Here is a 21,946-nt window from a genome sequence, read left to right as displayed (position 1 = left end):
GGGTATGTCCTTAAGTAATGATGTGATGTGTTCCCTGTAATGACGGGCATTTCTCACCATGCGGAGCGGTGCTCCTCGGGTAGACAGAGCCCTTTCCGAGCTCCTGCCCGTCATGCACGAAAGCTGGGATGACGACTCAGCGACATCGCCGTGCTCTTCGGACTCGCAGAGGAGCCAGAAGATGGGGTAGTGAAACTACCCGACTGCGATTCCTAATCCTCAGCGTCAGGATCGTCACCCGATGCCAGCTTCTGCCGCAGGTAGTCGATATAGTCCGTACGGAGCACGTGCCGGGCTCGCGGGCGCTTCCCGCCGTTGATGTCCCGGACGTACTGCGCCAGCCGCTCCGGATTCTTGCCGGCCCACCCGTGAGCAAGGGCCCAGCCCTGCATGGCGTCGGCGTCCATCGGGATTCTGGCGTCGCGCAGCGCCAGGAGTACGCCGACGACCTGATCCTTCTCAAAGCCGGCCGATATCGTGTTGTTGTGGTTCACCGTAAGCGTCAGGCTTCTCAGAGCCTCCATAATGATCGGGTCGAGTTCGGCGGAGGGAGTCTTCCAGTCTGAGCCGTCGCCAAGAATGTCCGGTTTCATCGCCGTGACCCACGAGCGGATTCGGTCGGCGTTCCAGGTGATGACGCAGATGGCGCGGATCCCGTGGCCGTAGCGCACCAGCTTCCCGATGTCGTCCATGTCCGGCCAAGCCATCAGCACCGGACCGGTACCTTGTGGCGTACCGCCACCACGACCGGTGATATGCGACACATTGCTGTGTCGCTGCACGAGGCGCTCCAAAGCGTCGCAGTTGCTGAGGTTCGACTGTAGTGCCGTCCAGACAGAGAGCGTGTCATCCGTCTGCATGTGTTCGACGCACCAGTCGATCGCCGCGCTGACGCCCTCGTCGTCGTAGCTCGCTACGGCTGTTGGGTAGTCGGTGTCTCGGTCAAACATGTGTCCCCCTAATTGTGTCGTCGGGCTTAACGCTAACCAGGAGGTCCGACAAGAACAGCGGTGCTGCCCACCACTAGGTGTCAGATTGAGATCTCAGAATTCAGCCGCTGGGTGTCAAGGAAGAGCACTTTGAGCCCATCTTGACGCATTTTTTGCGGATCGTCTGACGTCCGGTTGGGTTGTACGCCAATCTGATAGTGGTTGAACTGCCATCCATTCGGGGCTTCGAGACCGGTACTGCGCTACCCCAGGACCTCCAACTCCTGGAGCTTTCCAAGCGCCACGCCCGCCATAAATTGTGTCTGGTCGACGAGGATACTGTCGTCAAACACTGCCCTGGGCGAGTGCATGGGAGCCCACTCCATGGGGTCGATATCTGGAGACCCAGCTCCGAGGTGCCCGTACGCTCCTGGGACCTCCACGAGGACACGGGAGAAATCGTCAGAGCCGGTCCTGGGGGACGGGCTGGGCACGAACCGGTGCTCTCCGAAGAACGTCCGTGCGGTCCTGCCCCAGAGTTCGGCGTCACTGTCGTGATTGACGGTGGCCGGCATAACCGGAGTGAACGTTGCCTCGGCTGTCAGCTGATGAGCGGTCGCCAGTTGCCGGATAAGATCCGGCAACTCCTGTGCGAGCCGCGCTTCGACACCGGGGCTGAAAGACCTGACGCTGGCCCTGAATTCCGCCGAATCAGGTATGACATTAGAGGCGGAACCGCCATGGAATTGGCCCACGGACAGTACCACGGGATCAAAAACGTTGAATCGCCGGGTGATGTACGTTTGTAGCGCGCCAAGCATTTCAGCAGCTACCTGTATGGGATCCAGAGCTTGGAAGGGGCGCGAACCGTGCCCACCACGCCCGATAACCTTGACGGACAGATCTCCGAAGGCTGCCATGTAGGAGCCGGCCCGGGTCGTGAACACGCCTGACGGGATGTCCGAAACGACATGCAGGGCGTAGGCAGCATCCGGCCGCCTCCCGGCTGCGTTAAGAACGCCTTCCTCCAGCATGATGCGGGCCCCGTCATGTCCTTCCTCCCCCGGTTGGAACATGAAGATGATGTCGCCGGTCAGGCTGTCACGTACGGACGAGAGCAGGCGGGCGGCACCAATCAGGCCCGCTGTATGCAGGTCATGGCCGCAGGCATGCATCGCTCCATTGGTCGAGGCAAAGGATATCCCCGTCTTTTCAGCCAGAGGAAGGGCGTCCATGTCGCCTCTGAGTAGTACAGTGGGGCGGCTCCCGACGGGGGCCTGGGTGGCCCCGCCACGTAGTACCGCTACCACGGACGAGGCTGCTTTTCCCAGGCTTATTTCGAGATCGAGTCCCTTGAGTGCCTCAAGGACCCGGGCTTGGCTGCGGGGCAGATACAGGCCGACTTCAGGATCGGCGTGCATTTCCCTACGGAAATCGACCAGGTCGGTTTCAAAGGCCGGGATCGCCGCTGCGGCGCCCTCAAGGAAGCTCAGCGTTGAAAGCCGCACCGTATCTGTCGTTGAAGTATCTGTCATTGAAGGACTTTCTCGTCTCATGTTGCCAAGGCCTTGGCCTGCTGCTTTCCCGAGAGGACGCGGAGCCCCCGTCTGAGCCACGCGTCACGTTCCCGGAATCTTTGTCCCAGGCCCAGTGCAGCCTCGCCTACGCTTTTGGGGTCGGATATGGCCCCTAGAGCGGGAAATCCGTCCTGTCCACGCCAACCACGCGGTCGCCGGTGAAGAAGCGTACGCCGTACTGGGGACCGTGGCCTCCGATACCGCTGGTACCCCAGAAACTCTGGCGCGAATTGCCGGCCAGGTCGCTCATGAACGTGCCGTTGATGCGGACCTCCCCGGCACGGATACGGGATGCAACGTCGATGGCCCGTGTTTCGTCGCCACCGAATACGTAGGCATCAAGACCGGTTGCCGGTCCGTTTGCATGGCTAAGCGCCTCTTCAACGGAATGCACGGAATGTACCGTGACCAGCGGCCCGAAGAGTTCTTCCGTGGCGGCTCCGGCGGGACATCCGACAATCATCCCCGGTGCCAGGAACCAGCCGTCTAGATCCGGTAGGTCGCCGCCAGTGACCAGCGTTCCCCCCAGTTCGAGGAGTCGATTCACTGCGGCTTTCAAACCATCACGCTGCCGCTCAAACGCCAGGGGACCCACTTGCGTTGTCTCATCCAAGGCATTTCCTACCCGAAGCTTACTGAGTTCGAACTTCATAGCTTCAACGAAACGGTCGTGAATCGACCCGTCAACCAGTACCTTGCCGGGCGCCTCGCACCACTGGCCATTGAGACGGGTCATGCCCTGCACAATGGACTGTGCCGCTGAGCTGACATCGGCATCATCCAGAATGATCACGGGATTGTTGGATCCGAGCTCCATCTGCATGACAGCGAGATTGGACGCTGCAGCCTGCGCGACTGTGCGGCCTGCCGAATCGCCGCCGGTAAACGAAAGAGCCTCGATGCGGGGATCCGAAGTCAGCAGTGATCCTGTCTCCGAATTCCCATGAACCAGTTGAAACGCGGCGCTCGGGTAATCGAGTTCGGTCATGGCGGCGACGATCGATTCGGCGAAGAGCTGGCAACCTCCGGGGGCGTTCTCGGAGGGTTTGAGGATGACCGGGCAGCCAGCCGCCATTGCTGCCGCCACCTTGCCTACCACGGTGAAGGTTGGAGCATTCCAGGGGCCAACGATGAGGGCCGGGCCGAGGGGCTTGCGCAGGATGACCACAGACCGGTCACCGCCGTCCAGGGTCTCCGACTCGCCAAGCTGCTCCGCTTCAGCGATAGTACCCCGGACTCTGTCCCCGAGTGCACCGGCAATCAGGCGAGTGGTCCGGATAGGGACTCCCGTGTTGATGCTGTCCTGCAGCGCGATTTCTTCGCTCTGAGCATCGAGAGATGCGGCTACCTTCGTCAGGAGCTTAAGACGGTCCCGGAGTTTGATGTCTTCAAGCGTCCCGGACTCGTGCAGTGTCGCCGCTGCGGCGAGTGCGCACTCGACGTCAGCCTTTCCGGTCTTTCGCATCGGCTGCCGAGGTTCGCCCGTATTTGGGTTGGTAAGGTAGCGGCCGTTTTCGTCGAGCTGCAGCCATGCGCCATCGACAAAGGAGCGTTGCTCGACAAGGTCGGGGGTGATAGCGGTCAGTTGTGTTAGTCCTTCAGCAGTCATTCAAGGTGCTCCTCTGGTTTTCGTTGTTGTCTTTGTCGTCCGGGACCAGCGACGGCAGGGGCTGAGCCTTGACGTTGACCGTTTATGTTCGGGAGGATTTGCAGCGCCATGTTGCGCAGCTTTCGTTCCGACGCTGGCCGTGGCGGAAAATCAGATCATGATCGGCGTAATAGTCAGCTGTTGAATGGTCTTCAGGTTGCCCGGATCACGATTGCCTGTCGGTCATGTTCAGCACAACTCGGATCGTCGAGGCTTCTGCCATCGCTTCGAATCCCTCGTTGATACGTTCGAAGGGCAGTTCCTTGGTGACCATTGCATCGAGATCCAGTCGGTTGTTCAGGTAGTGGTCCGTGAACATGTCGACGTCGCTGAGGAACCTGTTCGCGCCCATGTAGGCGCCTTGCAGGTGTCGGTCGCCGTAGACGAGTGCATCTGCGGGGATACGCAGTTCGGACCCTGTGGGCATGAGACCGAGGATGGTGGCGGTTCCGTTCGGGCTCAGGAGCGAAAAGGCGAGTTCCGCTGTCTGGCTGCGGCCCACGGCCTCGATTGCATGGCTGACACCTTGGGGAAGTAGTGATCGGACCTGGATGAGTGTTTCTGTCGGGTCGGGTGATGAGACAACAGTGTCCGTGGCACCGAAGTTGCGGGCGAGCTCCAGCTTCGCCGGCACGGCGTCAATGGCAATGATTCGTCGTGCCCCAGCCAACCTGGCACCTTGAATGGCTGCTATGCCGACACCGCCGCAACCGATTACGGCAACAGTATCCTCTGGCCCTACCTTTGCGCCGTGAATAACCGCGCCTACTCCTGTACTAATGCAGCAACCGAGAAGACACGCCACCTGGGGAGGCAGATACGAGCCGACCACTGCAACGGATGCCTCCTTCACAAGGAAGGCTTCTGCAAATGCGCCGATACCGCCGAGCGACTCAACGCTTGATCCATCAGGTGCGAGCAGCCTGGGTCGATGCCGCTCACGCATCGAGTCGACCCGTTCGCACTGGGTCGGGCGCCCGCTTATGCAGTTGCGGCATGCCCCACAGGAGGGGGTGACCGTTGCCACGACCCGGTCACCGGTCTTAATTCTTGTGACCGCAGAACCGACGCGCTCGACAATGCCTGCGACTTCATGCCCGAGGACTACCGGCAGGGAGATATCCAGCGACCCCTTTATATAGTGCAGATCGCTGTGGCAAAGGCCCACTCGCTCAGTCCGGATGAGAACCTCATTGTCCTCCGGATCGTCAAGCAGCAGTTCGCGGATCTGAAGAGGGGCTCCGGGCTTTTCCAGCACGGCGGCAAGAATCGGTGTAGTCACTTGGCTTCCTTGATGGTTGAGGTGCTGGCAGATGGGTCGCTTCGACCATCTTCAGCCCTGGTCGAGTTTCAAAAGTGTGTGGAGGGAACAGCCTTTACGACCACTATGTGCAACCTGACCTCCGGCTCCACTGTGGAACGGCCGGGATGAGAGTCAGCTTCCGGTTCCAACTCGGGATCCATGCCGGTCGTCACCCACGGTTGCCCAGCGCTTAACGTGGCGTTCCATGGCGCGGAGGGCTTTCTCCAGCTTCGCCAGCAGTACGCGTGTCTCCTCTTCGGTGATCACCAAGGGCGGGGACAGGATCACGGCGTTGTTCAGCGGGGCGATACCGGCCGGATAGACAATGAGCCCTTGGGCCAGGCATTCCTGCACGAATGCGTTGGCCGCTCCCAGCGCAGGATCGGGTGCCTGCTTGCTTTCCTGGTCCATAACGAACTCGAAGCCCCAGAGCAGGCCCCGCCCACGGACATCTGCCATGCAGCGGTACCTTGTTGCCAGGGAGAGCAGACCCTCCTCGAGCTGCTTCCCCCGTTGCCGGACGTTCGCGAGGATATCCTCGCGTTCCATAAAGTCCAGGACCGCCAGGCAGGTTGCTGCCCCCAGGGGGTTCCCCGAGAAGGTGTGGCCGAACGGCGCGACGCCGCTGCCCTCTCTGAACGACTCAACGATGTGGCTCCGCAGCAAGACGGCAGCAACAGGGGAGTAACCGGCACTCATTCCTTTGCCGATAAGAAGAAGGTCCGGCACGACGTCCTCGTAGGAACTCGCGAACCAGTCGCCCGTGCGCCCCATTCCGGTAATGACCTCATCGATGATCATCAGCACGTCCAGCCGATCACAGATTTCCCGAAGCCGGGCGAAGTAGCCCGCTGGAGGTGTGAGGACTCCGCCGGCGGCTCCTACGATTGGTTCGACGATGACTGCCGCGACTGTGCCGGGGTCCTCCTTCTGAATGGCATCTTCGAAGGCTTTCGCAGCCCGCGCAGCGTACGCTTCCTCGCTCTCGCCTGGCAGGGCGAAGCGGTATGCGTAGGCCGGCGGGGCGAAGGAGAACGCATGCAGCAAGGATCCGTAGTCGGGGCGACGTGCTGCATGCCCGGACATCGACAGGGCGCCCATTGTCATGCCGTGATAGCTGATGGTCCTGCCAAGGATTTTGACTTTGCCTGGGAGCCCCCTTTCGCGCCAGTAGCTCACTGCGGTGCGGATGGCGTATTCGGATGCTTCTGACCCGCTATTGACGAAAAAAGCCATATCGAGGTCCCCGGGAGCAATGTCGGTGAGCCGGCGGGCAAGTTCTTCAGCGGGCAGGTTGGTGAACTGGGTTCTATACGTAAAAGCCACGCGGCGGCACTGTTCTTTCACCGCCTCAGCAATCTCCTCCACACCGTGGCCAATGCTGGCGGTCATGGCGCCGCTTGAACCATCCAGATACTGGCGCCCTTCCGTGTCATACAGGAAGACGCCTTCGCCGTAGGCAACTGTCGGGTACTTCCTGTCGATGATTTGCTTTAACAGTGCGCTGTCGGAAATGGGAAGCTCCTAAATATCGGCAGCTGCTCTAGCAGCTCACTAAATGCAGTGACGGGTAGAGAAATCTCTGGAAGATCCTTTTGTCCATGGGCGCGAGTGTCCGGCCGCGCTTTGCGCGACCGGACACCGTTACGATCGCCCCAAGAAGACCTGTGCGACGGAAGCTACGGAGATAGATCTTCTTTTCTTAGCTCGCTGTAGATCTTTCCTCGCTGCTGGAACTTGCCGGAATCAGTGCGGCATACGTCGCCGGCCGCTTGGATCGCATAACCAGCGCGGTAGTCACGCCTCCCAGGAAGAGTGCGGCCATGAGCGCCAACAGTATTCCCGCCGCCAAGTCGCCGCCGACGAGAAGCCCGAAGTTCTGAAGGACCAGAAAGACAATTCCCCCGAGTCCGAGAAGGGCAAGCGCGGGGGCCAGCAACGTGCCCCAGACCTTCTTGTTGTGTGCATTCCTCCGGAAGAACACGATCACCGCGAGTGACGTGAGAGCCATCAGAACAACGATGCCCAATGTGGCCGAGCCTGAGAACCAGGTGTAGGCCTGCGTTACCGGGTCGAGCCCGATGATCGCCTCGACACCAAGCAGTGCTATCGCAACTACCGAGACGATCAAGGCTGCCCTGGACGGAGCGTGGTGACGTGGGTGGATTGCACCAAGTCCAGACGGAAGAACACCTTGAGTACCAAGGGTAAAGAGGTACCGGGTCAGTACGTTCTGGAAGGTGAGGATACAGGCGAAAAGGCTGGTGATGAGGAAAACCTGGAGCAGGGTGGCAAGGAGCGGGGACACGTACTGTCCCGCGAGCCCTACCACAATGCTGGTGGGATCATTCGTCGCGGCTTCGACGATCTGGCTGCTTCCGACTCCCGCCTGCAAGGCCCAGGCAGTGAAAGTGTAGAAAATGCCGACGCCGATAACGGCGATGTAGGTTGCCCGAGGGATAGTGCGATCGGGGTCACGTGCTTCGTTCCGGAAGACGGCGGTGGCCTCAAAACCGATGAACGAGAAGAAGGCAAACATGACGCCCAGAGGCGGGACACCTTCGCCCAAACGCGCGGGGGACAGCGAGTCACCACTCAAACCTTCCGCGCCGCCGTGGACAATCACCCCGATGTTTACTGCCAGCAGAACGACTGTTTCGATGACCAGGACCACGCCCAGCACCTTGGCGGAGAGCTCGACGTCCCGGTAAGCAAGAGCACCGCAGGTTGCCATCAGCACCAGACTGCACAGCCACCAGGGAAGATCCGGACCGCCCAGATCGTGAACCGTGGTCTGGGCCGCTGATCCCAGGTATGAACACAACGCAAGAAACAGCAGCAAGTATGTTCCGAGCGCAAAAGTGGCAGCCCCCATGCCAACACCCCGGCCCAGCCCCGTTTGGATGTAGGAATAGAACGCTCCAGCATTTTTTACAAAGGGCGTCATCCTCGTAAAGCCAACGGCAAACAGAAACAGAATAGCGGTCGCGATAAGGAAGAACAGCGGACCGCCCGTGCTTCCCGATGCAGAAACGACAACAGGCCAACCAGCCACGACAGCTGTCATGGGCGCAGCTCCCGCCACAACCATGAACACGATCGACCGGACTCCAAGGCCCCTGCTGAGCAATCGGTCCGGGCTCAATATGCTGTTCGGTCCCGCATCCACCGGCTCAAATTTAACATCTTTAATTGCCATTCGTCCCTCCTGGACGTAGAAGCTGAGTGTCATCGCGATGCCTTCGACAAGGCGGAATTGAACGGCATCGCGGAACCCACAAGTGGGGCCGGCCCCCTTGCCGAACGTCACTGTGAATTGGATTACAGCGTAGGAGTTACCCCAGGGTTTGCGGTGTTGAGCCTGCACATACATCCGTCCTGCGCATGGTCTTGATGCACAGCTACCGGCTGGCAAAAGAATGGACGCGGTCCGATGACCGAAGAGTTTCTGGAATGTGCACCACGCACATACAGCTAGTTATCGTGGTGCTCCCAGCACTCGCTGGCCGCAGTTTCCTCAGGCATTGTCGGAACTAACGGAGCTTCCCAGACTCCACACGGGACTAGGAAATTTTCGACAAAACCCACTTCTCCTGAAGGAGCACCCGATTATGAGCAGCGTTATTTCGGTCTACAACCCCGCTACAGAAGAACAGATAGGCGAGGTGCCCGCCTACGACCTGCCGGACGTGAATGCAGCGGTCGAACGCGCACGGGCCGCCCAGCGCGCCTGGGTCCGCAAGCCACTGGCTGAACGCCGTGATGCCCTCTGGACTATTGCCGATGCTGTCATCGCTCACAGCGACGAACTGGCCTTACTCGAATCCACCGACGTTGGTAAGCCATTGGCGGCGGCCCGACAGGAAGTTCTTGGTGTCGCCGAGTGCTTCAAGTACTACGCCGGAACGGTGGACAAGATCCTCGGAGACACCATTCCCGTCGACGGCGGCGTCAGCATGACTTTCCGCGAGCCGCTGGGCGTGGTGGCCGTAATTGCCCCCTGGAACTTCCCTCTGCCTATCGCATCCTGGAGTATCGCGCCGGCACTGGCCAGCGGCAATTCCGTGATTGTGAAACCCGCCGCCCTTACCCCCCTGTCAACTGTCCGATTTGGTGAAATCGTGAAGGAACTGGGCGTCGTCGGAGACGCGCTTCAGGTTCTCACAGGTTCGGGCGCCCGGATCGGCAATGCCCTCGCTGAACACCCGGATGTTAACAAAGTAAGTTTTACTGGTTCCACCGAGGTCGGCCGGTCCATCGTCCAAGCGGCTTCAACGACGATGAAAAGAGTCTCTCTTGAGCTCGGCGGGAAGTCCGCCAGTATTGTCTACAACGACGTCGACCTCGCCAAGTGTCTGCGGGCAGCCCCGATGTCGGTCTTCGACAACACGGGCCAGGACTGCTGTGCACGCAGCCGCTTTCTCGTGCAGCGGGGAATCTTCGACGAGTTCGTTGAGGGATTCATCGAAACTACGCGGGCACTGAAAATCGGTAACCCGCTGGACGACAAGACCAACCTCGGACCTCTGGTATCGGCTGCCCACCGCGACACCGTTTCCAGCTTCCTCGAAAACGGGCTCAACGTCGTCACCGCCGGTGAAGCACCGGATGGCCCCGGCTTCTGGATGGCACCCAGAATCGTCATCGCCCCCGACCCCAAGAGCCGGGTGGCAACCGAGGAAATTTTCGGCCCCATCGCCTCGGTGATTCCCTTCGACACCGAAGAGGAAGCCATCGCGCTGTCCAACAGCTCAATCTACGGCCTGAGCGGCTCCATCTGGACCAACGACGTCGGCCAGGCCCTGCGGACGGCGCGGGCACTCGAGTCCGGGACTCTCTCGGTCAACTCAAACTCATCAATTCGAATCCAGACACCTTATGGCGGCTTCAAACAGTCAGGCATCGGCCGCGGACTGGGCCAAGCTGCCATCGAGGCATACACAGAACTCAAGACCGTATTTGTAAGGACAGAACCGTGACAACTGACACAGGGGAGCTGGTTCGGACCAACCAAGGCACCTCATCCGGAGTATCCAGTGAGACAGACACCGCCGTGCAGACCCTCAGCGTCCTCTACGGCAGCCAGACCGGGAACGCTGAGTTCCTTGCGTCCAAGATCGTGGACAAGGCAAACGGCCAGGGTTACTCAGCCGAGCTTATGAGCCTGGACATGCTGACCCCGCAAGATGCGGCACGCAAGGACCGCCTGTTGATCGTTACCGCCACACACGACAACGGCCACATGCCGGACAACGCGCAACCGTTTTGGGATCAGCTTCAAAGCGCCGGCTCAGACCTCTTCAGGGACGTTCCCTTCGCAGTCCTTGCCATTGGCGACTCCATGTACGAAGACTTCTGCAAAGCCGGCATCGACCTTGACGAGCGCCTTGGCGAACTCGGCGGCAAGAGAATCCTCGACCGCCTCGACTGCGATGTCGACTATGACCTGACGTCAGGCAAGTGGATCAAGGGCATGCTCGAGACCTTCACGACAGTTGTTCCCAAGAAGCGGGACAACAGCCCGCAAGACTCCACTGTTCCAGGAGCAAACCCCGCCGAGCAGCCCAAAAGCACACGCCGGGAACCTGACACTGCCACCGTCGTCGAGGCCCGCCTCCTAAGCGCTCCAGAGTCCGAAAAAGAGGTCTGGCACTATGAGCTTGAGGTCAGCGGCGACAGCCGCAACTACCGGCCAGGTGACTCACTTGCCGTAATCCCCACCAACTCCATCGAGCTCGTGGAAAACCTCCTCGAATTCCTTGGCCTCGAGGGCAGCGAGGCGTTCGGTGAGGACGGCAAGACTGTACGCGAGACGCTTCAAAACGACTATGAGCTTCGGCTGCCCCACCTGGGCATCGTTGCCTGGCTCGTTGAAGATCTCGCACCGGATCATCCCGTGCGGAACCTGGTCGAGTCCGGTGACCGGAACGCGCTGGAGAACTGGCTGTGGGGACGGGACATGCTGGACGTGCTGCAGGAAACCCGGACAACAGATGTCGACCCCGGCGAGTTCCTCTCAAAGCTGAGGCCTCTGCAGCACCGGTCGTACTCCATCGCCTCCAGTCCCCTCGCCGACGGCAACCGCGTCCACTTGACGGTCTCCTCTGTGCGATACGAGACCGCCGGGCGCCGGCACTCGGGGGCGTGCAGCGCTTTCCTCCAGTCCGCCGCACGCACCAAAAAAGCTATGAAAGTGTTCCCGCTGCCCGCGCACGAGTTCCACCTGCCCAAGGACAGCTCAGCTGATGTGATCATGATCGGTCCAGGTGTCGGAGTTGCCCCGTTCCGCGGATTCCTCCGTGACCGTGAAGTCTCACAAGCCCGGGGCCGGAACTGGCTGTTCTTCGGGGACCGCCATGAAAGGCCTTCCTGGCTCTATCAGGCGGAAATGGAAGAACTGCAGAGCAACGGTGTGCTGGACCGCCTCAGCCTGGCTTTCTCCCGGGATCAACAGGGCAAGGTCTACGTCCAGGACCGGATCCGCGAAGAAGGTGAAGACATCTTTGCCTGGCTATCGGACGGAGCTTCCGTCTATGTGTGCGGTGGGAAACAGATAGCACCTGATATCGACGAAGCCCTATTGGCGGTGCTGGGCAGCCACGGCGCAATGACCCGCGAAAAGGCGTACGACTACGTGCAGTCCATGAAGACTGAGGGCCGTTACGTCAAGGACGTCTACTAGGCCCCATCTGAACCCTGCCCAGTACCAGGGCTTTCGTGTCCCGGATACTCGGCAGGACTCGAAAAAAGTCTTGGCCTACGTACGGCTCTGGATGTGATCTGCCTTACCGCATGCATGTAGCCGGCAATCATGATGTGCAGCTTGCACATACGCCAATAGGATCCCGCTCTTAGTGTTTTTAGTAAGCAATATCAATGAGGATAAGAGGTACACAGTGAATCCCATCACACAGGTCCCGGAGGATCTCCAAGAACTCGAGGCAATCGACATGCAGGATCAATCCGCAGCGGCGTCAGCGCATGACGAACTGCAAAAGTTCGTCTCCGACAACGACATCAAAACGTTCAAAGTGGGCGTGGTGGACCTCGACGGTGTTTGGCGCGGCAAGCGCATCCCTGCCAGGTACTTCCTGGAAAGTGTCGCTGAGAGCGGAACGAATATCTGCAACATCATCTTCGGCTGGGACATTCAGGACGAAATCATTTCTGATCTCAGCTACACGGGGTGGGACACGGGTTACCCTGACGTGACGCTCCTCCCCGATCTCAGTACCCTGAAGGTCGTTCCCGGGGAACCCGGCGTGGCTTCCGTCATCTGCGACGCTTACGAGATGTCGGGCGAGCCTGCGGCAATCTGTCCCCGGAGCATTCTCAAGCGGGTCGTGCAGAAAGCCGAAGACCTTGGATACTCGCCAGTCTGCGCCTACGAGTTCGAGTTCTACCTGCTCAAAGGCACTCCGACGGACCTGGCCGCCAAGGACTGGCGCGACCTGACCCCCATCACGGCGGGCAGCCATACCTACAGCCTTGTCAGGGACACAGGCACCGAGTTCCTCATCGGTGAGATCCGACGCCGCCTGTCTGAGCAGGGCATTTTCATCGAGGCCAGCAACAGTGAAAACGGTCCAGGCCAGTTCGAGATGAACATCCACTATTCGGATGCTCTCGCAGCCGCGGACAACGCCCTCCGGCTTAAAGCCACCGTCAAGGAGGCTGCAGCTGAAGCCGGCTACACGGCATCGTTCATGGCCAAGATCAACCCGGAGTGGGCCGGTTCTTCCGGACACATGCACCAGAGCCTTTGGGATCCGGAATCTGGCAAGTCAGCTTTCGCCAATGCCGACGAGCCCGGCGAACTGAGCGCCATCGGGTACAACTACCTGGCGGGCGTCGTCGAGACGGCGCCGGAGCTCACGGCCGTCTACCTGCCCACCATCAACTCTTACAAGCGGACCGAAGGTGGTCAGTGGGCCGGATCCAGCGCCACCTGGGGGCTCGACAACCGTACGGTCGCAATCAGGTCCATTCCGTCAAAGGGCAGTGCTGCACGCATCGAAAACCGGGTACCGGGCGCTGACGCCAATCCCTACCTGGTCATCGCCGCAAGCATCGCCGCCGGCCTGCACGGCGTGGAGCAGGAACTGACTGCCCCGGAGCGGGTGGTAGGAAACGCTTACGCCCTGGAGGAAGGACACCAGGTAAAGCAGCTGCCCGGAACACTCGACCAGGCCATCGAACAGTTCGAGAAAAGCGAGGTCGCCAAGGCGTACTTCGGCGAAACGTTCGTTACCCACTACGTCCAGACGAGGCGCTGGGAGCTCCGCAAGCTTCAGACCAGTGTCACCGACTTCGAAATCGCACGTTACCTGGAACGAATCTAGCGCCCAACACCGCGCTAAGAGCTCCATTTCCATTTTTCAATACTCAGAAAGAAGCACCCAATGACTACTCACCCCGGAAAGATCGCTGCAGTCACCGGAGCCGCGTCCGGAAACGGCCTTGCCATCGCAGAAAAGCTGCTCAAGGAGGGCGCCACCGTCGTAGCCCTGGACCGTGACGAGGCCGCGCTCGAGCGTCTGATTGCCCAGCACCCGGAAATGGTGCCTGTTGTTATGGACGTCGCCGACGAAGCCTCGGTCCGCAGCGGCATGGCCGAGATCGACGCAAAATTCGGCCGGCTCGACACCCTCGTCAACAACGCAGGCATCGTCAAGGGCAGCAACTTCGACGACGTGAGCGTAGCGGAATGGGACCAGGTCTTCGCCGTGAACTCCACCGGACCGTTCCTGGTCAGCCAGGCCGCACGGCCGCTGCTGGAGAAGGGCGCTGCCGCCCGGGGCGACGATTCAACCAGTGCCATCGTCAACATCACCTCTGTCGAGGCCCACATCGTCATCGCCAGCAGCGGACACCCCCAGGTCCACTACAACGCATCCAAGGGTGCACTCCTTATGTTCACGAAGGCTTTGGCCATCGAAACCGCAGCTTCCAAAATCCGCGTCAACGCTGTCGCCCCCGGCTTCATCGAGACCCCATTCACCAAGTCCGTGCTGGAAAACCAGGAGGCCGTGAAGTTCCTCCTCGACCGTACGCCGCTCGGACGAATCGGACGGCCCTCTGACGTTGCCAACGCCGTCGCGTTCCTGGCCAGCGACGAGGCCAGCTGGGTGACCGGTACCACCATCCACGTCGACGGTGGTTGGCTGGTTTACTGACATGCGGGCGCCCCTTATTGCCATTTCCGCGGCCCGGCAAACCGTCGATACCGCCTTCGGCCCGATGCCTTCAACGGTCCAGAACATGGCCTACGCCAACGGCGTTCTTGCCGCGGGCGGCCGTCCCGCCATTCTTCCGTCCACGGCAACAATCCCGGATGCGGCTCTTGAAGGATTTGACGGGCTCCTCCTCACCGGCGGCGGCGACATCAGCCCCCGGCTGTACGGCGAGGACCCGATCGACACGGTCTATGACGTCTGCGACATCAGGGACGACTTCGAAATAGAACTTTACAACGAGGCCATGCTTCGCGGCCTGCCCATCCTGGCCACTTGCCGGGGGATGCAGCTTGTCAACGTCATCCGCGGCGGAAACCTCGTCCAGGAAGTGAGCCCGGACAGGGGGCACTGGCAGGACCACCCCTCACACGAACCATGGCACAAGGTACAGCTGGAGCCCGGTTCCGAACTTGCCCGGATCGCCAAAGGCCTGAGCATTCCCGTGAACAGCTACCACCATCAGGGCTTGGGAAAGCTCGGAACAGGTCTTCGTGTCGTGGGACGGGAAGGCGACGTCATCGAAGCAATTGAAGCCGATGATGCCCGCCTCATCGGAGTCCAATGGCATCCCGAGCACATGGTCGACTATCACGAAGCCCAGAAGGCCCTCTTCGTTGATCTCGTGGAGAAGGCCGCAGCGTACGCACAGTCACAGAAACCACTTCAGGAGCAATTCTCATGAGCACAGAAACTGAGCGGGGACTCAGCCACAACAAGTCAGACTTTGACTTCCACGGACGGTCGCTCGACAACATTTTCGACGAATACCAGGACATACTGGCCAACGGCCCTGTTGGACACAGCAACAAGTATGGAGGCTTTTGGTACATCACCAAAAGCGAGGATATCTTCAACGCCGAGCAGGACCCCGACACCTTCGCTGTCGGTCCCTCAATGCTCCTCCCGGCGTTCGGCACTGACGTCCCCCTGATTCCGATCGACATCGATCCGCCGACCCACGCTGACTTCCGCAAAATCCTGCTACCGATGTTCACACCCATGAACATCTCAAAGCTGACACCCGGCATGCGGGAGACCGCTAAGCAGCTGTGCCAGGAAGTCCTTGCAGCCGGCGACGTCGTTGATGTTTCGGCGAAGCTTGCCCGCCCGATGCCGACCATTATCTTCAGCCGCCTGGCCGGATATCCGGAACAGGACTGGCCAATCTTCGACCGGTGGATTGACGAGATCATCTATGAGCGGACCGCTCATCCGGAAAAGGCATACGCGGCCGGACGCGAGCTCAACGACTACTTCGACCGTCTTCTCGACGAACGGGAAAAGGCCGGACCGGAAGCAGAAGCCGGCAATGACCTGATCACCCAGCTTCTGAAAGCGGAAGTGAAAGGCCGGAAGCTCACGCGTGAAGAGCTGCTGTCGTACTGCTACCTGCTCTTCTTGGCCGGGCTGGACACGACCGCCTGGGCGATCCGTTCCGCCCTTTGGTACCTGGCCGGCAACCCGCAGGCCCAGCAGCAGTTGCGTGAAAACCCCGACCTGATCCCCACAGCTGCAGAAGAATTCCTGCGGACGCTTTCCCCGGTCCAGGCCATGGCCCGCACCGCGAAGAAGGACACAGTCGTCCGGGGCCAGGAGATCAAGGCCGGTGAACGCGTCGTGCTCGTCTTCGGCGCGGGCAACCGTGACCCAGAGGTCTACGAAGAACCCAATGACATCAAGATTGACCGCGAAGACAACCGCCACCTGGCCTTCGGCGGAGGGATCCACCGGTGCCTTGGCTCGAACCTTGGCCGCGCCGAAATGGTTATCGCCATGGAGGAATTCCTGAAGGCTGTCCCTCACTTCGAACGGGCGAATGACGACGAACCGTGGCACGGCGTCGGCCCGCTTACCCTCAAGATTGGAGCTTGATCACCATGGGAGAACTTTGGGTCGACGGAGGGCGCTGCCAAGGCCACGCCCGGTGCTGGGCTCTGGCACCCGAAACCTTTGAGATCGACGAGGAAGGCTACGCGCACGTCATTCCTGGCCGCGAAAACAGCGGCGATGAACCCAACGTCCGAAAGGCCATCCGGAACTGCCCCGAACGGGCAATCCTGGAACGGGAAACGAACGAGGCCAGCGAGAAAGCATCAGAGGTTTCGGCGTCGTGACACATCTGCCAGAGCGGGTTGCGGTCATTGGCGCTTCGGTTGCATCAGCAATGCTGATTGAACGCAGTCGCGAGCTGGGCTTTGCAGGCGAATTTATCGTCATTGATTCAGACCCGAACGCGCCCTACGACAGGCCCCCGCTGTCCAAGCAATTCCTTCTAGGCACTGGTCCCGTTGAACCGGCCGAGTGGTGGCCGGAGGCTACACCGATCCTCAACGCAAAGGCGATCGGGCTGCTCACCGACAAGCGAACTGTCCTGCTGGACAAGCTCGGAGAGGTAGCTGCTGACGCGGTCGTCATCTCAACAGGAGCCGGTTCAATCCGGCTGCCGAACGAGCCAGCGGGCGTTCTAAGCCTAAGAACCGCCCAGGACGCCCTGGCCCTGCGCAACGCTGTGGATGCAGGAGCTGCCAGTGCGATCATCATCGGCGCCGGAACCATTGGTGCGGAACTGGCGTCTACTCTCGCCCAACGTGGGCTTGCCGTCACGGTAGTGGATTTGGCTCCGCAACCAATGCAGCGCTTCTTTTCGGGGCATCTTGGGGAGGAAGCGAAGGCATGGATGCACCAGGCCGGTGTTGTCACTCATTTTGGGGTTGCTGTGGAATCCATTCAGAAAACGAATGCGCACTGGACGGTCCGGGTCAGCGGCCTGGACCTGCACGCCGACCTGGTTATCAGCGCTATCGGTGCGCGGCCCAATACCGAATGGCTGACCTATAGCGAGCTTGACGTTTCCAACGGAGTCCGTTGCACTGCGGACGGGAAAGCCCTGCGGGCCAGCGGTGAAATCGCCGACGGGATCTTCGCTATCGGAGACGTTTCGGCCCGGCAGGCGGAGGACGGAACCTTTCGGCGGTTCGAGAGTTGGACCCAGGCCCAACGGCATGGCGCAGCCCTGGCTGAATACTTTGCCGGTTTCGACTCCACGGAACTGGAACAGGCTCCGTACGGGTGGACGGAGCAGTTCGGCCGAAAGGTACAGGTACACGGAATGCTTCCGTCGGCAGGCGAACTCGTACAGGTATACGCTGCAGAGGAACGCAACGCCGCCTTGTACCGGATTGGATCTGCGGAGGAGGACGTGGCTTGGATAGGCGTCAACGCGCCACGGCAGTTCAGCCGGGCGTCCATGGGCATGAGCCTTCTAAGCTGAAACCATGAAACCCCCTGCTGAGCCCGCGGCCTCGCAACCGAATGAGGCCCTGCCCGCTGACTATCGCCATAAACTCCAAATAGCAGAGCTTCGCGCAGATACCTTGTCCGAGCTCACGCAGCTAATGATGGAAGGACCGGATCCACTCGCGCTTGCTCAAAGAGCAGTGGACTTGGTAGCCAGGGCAACAAACTCAGCAGGGGTTTTCGTCTACCTGTGGGATGAACAGGAACAAGTCCTTGTCATGCGCGCAGGCACCGCTGGAGTGCAAAGCCAGCAAGTGGGAAGAGTCACCCTTCGCCTCGGCGAAGGTGTAACTGGCTGGGTAGGGCTTACTAGGCAGTCGGTTGTCCTTAACAAGAACATTCAGCAGGACCCGCGGTTCGTCAGCATCAGCGAACTGCAAGAAGAAGATTTCAATTCGATGCTGGTTGTCCCGATCGTGGCACCGACCGGGACCCTGCTAGGCGTGTTTAGCCTCTGGTCATATGAGGAGGAAACCTTCACCTGGGAGTCGAAGCTGATTGCTGACGAGGTGGGCGTGCTGCTTGCCAGCGGCCTGCTGCAGGCTGAGACTGTTGATGACTTGCGGCGCCAATCCGCAGCAGCGCATTTCCTTGTCGATTTCCCGATCAACTCCGCCACTTCCGTCCTGCAGTGCGCCCAGGTGGCCGCCCGGTCGATTCTTAAGCACATGAGCTCGGACGCCTGCGTCATTGAATATTTCGGGCGTGGTCCAGCCACGTCGCCGCCCACCGCCATTGCAATGGACAAGGGCGAGCGGAGCGGAATCATGGTTCGAACCACTCATTCACGAACGGCAACGTCCGAGTTCATTGAATCCAACGTCGCTGGACACGAGCGGATATCTGTCTCCTTTGGCCTGACGAGCACCCGGGGCATTGTCACGTGCTATCGTCCACGCCGCTATTCCGCCAGAGAGCTCGATCGGCTGAGCGCCATTTGCTCTCAGCTGGCCGCTCTGTTTGAAGCAGTAGAACTGGAGTCCGTCGGTTCATCCCATGCTTCACGCTTGCTCCGAAGCGTCGGCACGAGCACATTCGCCCGGATTCTCGAGGAGTCAGGTTGGTCCAAGGGCCGCACTCTGCCGGTTCTGGTGCGAGTGAAACGGCTGAAATTCGACTCTGACGCGGTGTCCAGGCGCATCGCCCCCTATCTTCAGGAGCTGGCTGGCTCCCGATCCCTGGTCTTCACTGAAGGCCCCCTCAGCCTGCTCTTTATCGATACCGCCTCCGGCTCCGGAGAAGAGATCAAGGCGAAGTTGGAGACAACTCTTTCTGACCTCGACGAACACCGTGGCGTCTCAGCTTTCGCCGGCGTAGGTCCACTGGCGCGGGACGTCGCCTCTCTGCAGCCAGCGCTTTCAGACGCCGAAACCGCACTGGCATGGACAGAACTGGTCGGCAGGACATCCGGGAGACGGGTAACCTCTTTCAGCGACATAGAACACCTGCAGGAACTGCCGCTTGTTGGGGAAGGGATGTCTGCGGAGATCAGGGACGTGCTCGCGGAACTCAGGTCCCTCACGCACTACGACGCGGAAAATGGAACCCAGCTGGCCGAAACAGTCGCCATGCTCCTATCCAACAAAGGATCCATTGCCGACACGGTCTCAAAACTGCACATCCACCGCAACACACTCCGGCAACGGCTCCAGCGTGTAGAGCAGCTCATCGGTCATTCATTCGAAGAAGCCGGCGACTGGCTTCCCACGGGCATTGCAGCGCGACTGGCGATGCGCGAAGGCCACCGCGCGGTTCTTCAATGACGGCAACAGCGGCCGGAGTTCGCTGAGGAATATTCGCGTGATCCCAAGAGCACCAGGGTGTGGCACACACATTTGGATCTTAATGTGCAAACGGCACTGCGGTCCCGGCGATGCTGTTCGCTACGTTGAAGTTGTCCGCGGGGGTCGGGGATTAAAGGCCATGGGGCCTTGGTGTCCGGGTTAACCGCACGGGATGCCACCGTCCCTTCACAACCGGGGGTTTCGAACGCTGAAACCCCGATCGCCCGATAAGGAATTCGAGCATGACCAATCAGCCAAACCTGCCCCGAGGTACCGGTACCCTGCAGGCACTCGTCATACAGCCAGATTTCCACTGCCCGCTGGACCGTCTCGGTGTTTGGCTGCATGACGAGGGAATAACCACCAGAATTATCCAGCCTTTCATTGGCGACGTGATCCCGGACGTGATCCAGGAGGACGCCTTGGTGGTTCTTGGTGGAGACATGAGCTCCTTGGACGACGATGCCTATCACTGGCTTTCCGACATCCGGCGCCTTATGGCGGCCGCCGACAGACATAGAAAGCCCACGCTAGGGATCTGCCTTGGAGCTCAGCTGATGGCACAGACGTTCGGCGGGACCGTGGCTAGGGGAGACCAGGGCCTCGAGGCGGGGGTCGTAGAGGTGGCATTACGGCCCGATGCTGCCAAGGATCCCTTGATGGCCGGATTGCCGGGTCCATTCTTCGCAGGCGCCATGCATGGGGACATGATCGAACAACTCCCGCCGTCAGCGGTATGGCTCGGGATGACGGCCCAGTATCCGCACCAAGCTTTTCGAGTAGGCGAGATGTCATGGGGAGTTCAGTTTCACCCGGAAATCTCGCCGGTGGTCTACCGCCAGTGGTTGTCCCTGGTCAAGGAGAATGACACGGATGCCGTAGAGCGGGCCGGCCGCGGAATGAAAGCATTCGAGAATCAAGACCAGATCGTGAGGGAGCATACCGAGGCGATGGCGCGACGCTTCGCCCACCTGGTCCGAACGACCGCAACAGTGGCTACTCAGTAACCAACAGTGCGTGGTGGTGCTGCGGCCGCGGGTTGGACACACTAGTCGATGCAGCGATTCCTGCCTCTGGACCCATTGAGTCTGCGGGCAGGAACAGGTCCTTGCCAGTCTCTCGTGCCCGGATCCACCGAGTCGTCGGGAGCGGGGCAAGGCACGGCGTGTTCATGCCTGGCCCAGCACCGTGTCCCAAGTGGTGCCGCCAGTCCCCCGCAGAACGCGGTCAGGATACTTCCACAATGGATGGTGCTCTCACGGTCAGTGGAGCCAGTGTTTCTCCGGCTGAGTAGCTATCTGCGAAAACAGCCGCTCCTGCTCTGGTCAGAGCTACCGGGACATTTGCCCACATATTGATGCCTTCTTCCACCGACACCGCCGGCAAGTTGAGATGGGCGAGGTGCACGATCTCGTTTCCTTGTTCGATGGACAGGCATGCCCCGTCGGGCCCGACTTTAATTCTTGGGTTGCAAATTGAGACCGACATTAGCCCGTGATGGGCGAGGAAGCGGGCCTCTCCACCGAACTGGAGCACAAAGTTGTTCCCGTCGGATTGATCCAGGCTTCTGAACGGGAAATAGAACTGTCGGGTATTTGTCACGGCAGCACCCTCGCGCAGGAGTATGCGTCCATCGCGCATAGACTGCACGTACTGTACAAAGCTCTCTTTCACCGCCCAGGCCATGCCGAGATCTGCTCTTTCCACAGGAAGTTCGGACATCAGGGTTCCTTCTCGTTGCCAGGTTGCACACGGCCGGTGGGGCTCCCGCTCCCGACTCACCAGGAATGGGAGTGGCTTACCGACTCTTCATATTCGACCATTTTCGTGCCGGCTCAGATGATCGATATGTACTGCGGGCACAGCGTTCGCATCGGCTGTGTGCCTGGTGCCTATCCGTGAGGACGGTGGACCCGCGGTCGGCTCGTGAGGTCGACAGCCTGCTGGAAGGGCGCCGCCAGCGCGCCGCCGTTGGAGGGAGGGGCGCTGATGGGCTCGACCAGTCAGACCGGCGGTCCTGAATCAGTCTGAGAAGTTCAGTTGTTCAGGGGCGACGCACTCGTAGACGAGACCAGGAGGAATCTGATGGCTGAGTTCAAGGGTGTAGGACCAAGGGCCGTACCAGGTGACAAGAACGCCTGACGCTTCATCCGGGACTGTTTCAGAGCGCAG

17 protein-coding genes are annotated in these 21,946 nt (G+C 60.2%); 10 read left to right on the top strand and 7 right to left on the bottom strand.

Annotated elements, in window-relative coordinates:
- Window positions 1–212 precede the first annotated feature (212 nt).
- The 6 genes from ASG79_RS23775 to ASG79_RS00950 form a co-directional block, all read right to left on the bottom strand.
- Window positions 213–950, bottom strand: coding sequence for a hypothetical protein (locus ASG79_RS23775; protein WP_056387831.1), 738 nt, complete (start codon window positions 948–950; stop codon window positions 213–215).
- Window positions 951–1,192: 242 nt separating this feature from the next.
- Window positions 1,193–2,485 (bottom strand): M20 metallopeptidase family protein, encoded by a 1,293-nt coding sequence (locus tag ASG79_RS00970; RefSeq protein ID WP_235509701.1) that lies wholly within the window; start codon window positions 2,483–2,485, stop codon window positions 1,193–1,195.
- Between the two features lie 133 nt (window positions 2,486–2,618).
- Window positions 2,619–4,115 (bottom strand): aldehyde dehydrogenase family protein, encoded by a 1,497-nt coding sequence (locus ASG79_RS00965; RefSeq protein ID WP_056387826.1) that lies wholly within the window; start codon window positions 4,113–4,115, stop codon window positions 2,619–2,621.
- 205 nt (window positions 4,116–4,320) lie between these two features.
- Window positions 4,321–5,436, bottom strand: a complete 1,116-nt coding sequence (locus ASG79_RS00960; RefSeq protein ID WP_235009452.1) for a Zn-dependent alcohol dehydrogenase — start codon at window positions 5,434–5,436, stop codon at window positions 4,321–4,323.
- 153 nt (window positions 5,437–5,589) lie between these two features.
- The gene (locus ASG79_RS00955) at window positions 5,590–6,942 is read right to left on the bottom strand and encodes an aspartate aminotransferase family protein (RefSeq protein ID WP_082581630.1); all 1,353 of its coding nucleotides are present in this window, start codon (window positions 6,940–6,942) and stop codon (window positions 5,590–5,592) included.
- Between the two features lie 217 nt (window positions 6,943–7,159).
- The gene (locus ASG79_RS00950; protein WP_235009453.1) at window positions 7,160–8,767 is read right to left on the bottom strand and encodes an APC family permease; all 1,608 of its coding nucleotides are present in this window, start codon (window positions 8,765–8,767) and stop codon (window positions 7,160–7,162) included.
- A gap of 301 nt (window positions 8,768–9,068) precedes the next feature.
- On the opposite strand from ASG79_RS00950, the gene ASG79_RS00945 reads away from it, so the two are divergent.
- The 10 genes from ASG79_RS00945 (at window position 9,069) to ASG79_RS00900 (ending at window position 20,781) form a co-directional block, all read left to right on the top strand.
- Window positions 9,069–10,436 (top strand): aldehyde dehydrogenase family protein, encoded by a 1,368-nt coding sequence (locus tag ASG79_RS00945; protein ID WP_056387818.1) that lies wholly within the window; start codon window positions 9,069–9,071, stop codon window positions 10,434–10,436.
- On the top strand, window positions 10,433–12,139 hold the full coding sequence (locus tag ASG79_RS00940) for a sulfite reductase flavoprotein subunit alpha (protein ID WP_056387815.1): 1,707 nt from the start codon (window positions 10,433–10,435) through the stop codon (window positions 12,137–12,139). Before ASG79_RS00945 ends, ASG79_RS00940 begins: the two co-directional genes overlap by 4 nt.
- A 214-nt stretch (window positions 12,140–12,353) precedes the next feature.
- The gene (locus tag ASG79_RS00935) at window positions 12,354–13,799 is read left to right on the top strand and encodes a glutamine synthetase family protein (protein WP_235009454.1); all 1,446 of its coding nucleotides are present in this window, start codon (window positions 12,354–12,356) and stop codon (window positions 13,797–13,799) included.
- Between the two features lie 60 nt (window positions 13,800–13,859).
- The gene (locus tag ASG79_RS00930; protein ID WP_056387811.1) at window positions 13,860–14,633 is read left to right on the top strand and encodes an SDR family NAD(P)-dependent oxidoreductase; all 774 of its coding nucleotides are present in this window, start codon (window positions 13,860–13,862) and stop codon (window positions 14,631–14,633) included.
- 1 nt (window position 14,634) lies between these two features.
- Window positions 14,635–15,375, top strand: a complete 741-nt coding sequence (locus ASG79_RS00925) for a gamma-glutamyl-gamma-aminobutyrate hydrolase family protein (protein WP_056387806.1) — start codon at window positions 14,635–14,637, stop codon at window positions 15,373–15,375.
- The gene (locus tag ASG79_RS00920) at window positions 15,372–16,565 is read left to right on the top strand and encodes a cytochrome P450 (protein ID WP_056387803.1); all 1,194 of its coding nucleotides are present in this window, start codon (window positions 15,372–15,374) and stop codon (window positions 16,563–16,565) included. The genes ASG79_RS00925 and ASG79_RS00920 overlap by 4 nt, the downstream gene beginning before the upstream one ends.
- Before the next feature lie 5 nt (window positions 16,566–16,570).
- The gene (locus tag ASG79_RS00915) at window positions 16,571–16,807 is read left to right on the top strand and encodes a ferredoxin (protein ID WP_056332056.1); all 237 of its coding nucleotides are present in this window, start codon (window positions 16,571–16,573) and stop codon (window positions 16,805–16,807) included.
- Window positions 16,804–17,964, top strand: coding sequence for an NAD(P)/FAD-dependent oxidoreductase (locus ASG79_RS00910; RefSeq protein WP_235009455.1), 1,161 nt, complete (start codon window positions 16,804–16,806; stop codon window positions 17,962–17,964). Before ASG79_RS00915 ends, ASG79_RS00910 begins: the two co-directional genes overlap by 4 nt.
- A 4-nt stretch (window positions 17,965–17,968) precedes the next feature.
- Complete coding sequence (locus ASG79_RS00905; protein ID WP_082581629.1) at window positions 17,969–19,753, top strand: helix-turn-helix domain-containing protein; 1,785 nt, start codon at window positions 17,969–17,971, stop codon at window positions 19,751–19,753.
- A gap of 263 nt (window positions 19,754–20,016) precedes the next feature.
- Window positions 20,017–20,781, top strand: a complete 765-nt coding sequence (locus ASG79_RS00900; protein ID WP_056387794.1) for a type 1 glutamine amidotransferase — start codon at window positions 20,017–20,019, stop codon at window positions 20,779–20,781.
- A gap of 220 nt (window positions 20,782–21,001) precedes the next feature.
- On the opposite strand, the gene ASG79_RS00895 is transcribed toward ASG79_RS00900, so the two are convergent.
- Window positions 21,002–21,496, bottom strand: a complete 495-nt coding sequence (locus ASG79_RS00895; RefSeq protein WP_056387791.1) for an HtaA domain-containing protein — start codon at window positions 21,494–21,496, stop codon at window positions 21,002–21,004.
- Between the last annotated feature and the right edge of the window lie 450 nt (window positions 21,497–21,946).

It is taken from the genome of Arthrobacter sp. Soil761, from assembly GCF_001428325.1.
Lineage (GTDB): Bacteria > Actinomycetota > Actinomycetes > Actinomycetales > Micrococcaceae > Arthrobacter.
This window is presented reverse-complemented; position numbering and strand designations above follow the sequence as displayed.

Bases quoted from the DNA above. Each gene is read 5' to 3' on its own strand.
- ASG79_RS23775 (WP_056387831.1), bottom strand. From the start codon at position 950: ATGTTTGACCGAGACACCGACTACCCAACAGCCGTAGCGAGCTACGAC.
- ASG79_RS00970 (WP_235509701.1), bottom strand. From the start codon at position 2,485: ATGAGACGAGAAAGTCCTTCAATGACAGATACTTCAACGACAGATACG.
- ASG79_RS00965 (WP_056387826.1), bottom strand. From the start codon at position 4,115: ATGACTGCTGAAGGACTAACACAACTGACCGCTATCACCCCCGACCTT.
- ASG79_RS00945 (WP_056387818.1), top strand. From the start codon at position 9,069: ATGAGCAGCGTTATTTCGGTCTACAACCCCGCTACAGAAGAACAGATA.
- ASG79_RS00930 (WP_056387811.1), top strand. From the start codon at position 13,860: ATGACTACTCACCCCGGAAAGATCGCTGCAGTCACCGGAGCCGCGTCC.
- ASG79_RS00925 (WP_056387806.1), top strand. From the start codon at position 14,635: ATGCGGGCGCCCCTTATTGCCATTTCCGCGGCCCGGCAAACCGTCGAT.
- ASG79_RS00920 (WP_056387803.1), top strand. From the start codon at position 15,372: ATGAGCACAGAAACTGAGCGGGGACTCAGCCACAACAAGTCAGACTTT.
- ASG79_RS00915 (WP_056332056.1), top strand. From the start codon at position 16,571: ATGGGAGAACTTTGGGTCGACGGAGGGCGCTGCCAAGGCCACGCCCGG.
- ASG79_RS00905 (WP_082581629.1), top strand. From the start codon at position 17,969: ATGAAACCCCCTGCTGAGCCCGCGGCCTCGCAACCGAATGAGGCCCTG.
- ASG79_RS00900 (WP_056387794.1), top strand. From the start codon at position 20,017: ATGACCAATCAGCCAAACCTGCCCCGAGGTACCGGTACCCTGCAGGCA.
- ASG79_RS00895 (WP_056387791.1), bottom strand. From the start codon at position 21,496: ATGTCCGAACTTCCTGTGGAAAGAGCAGATCTCGGCATGGCCTGGGCG.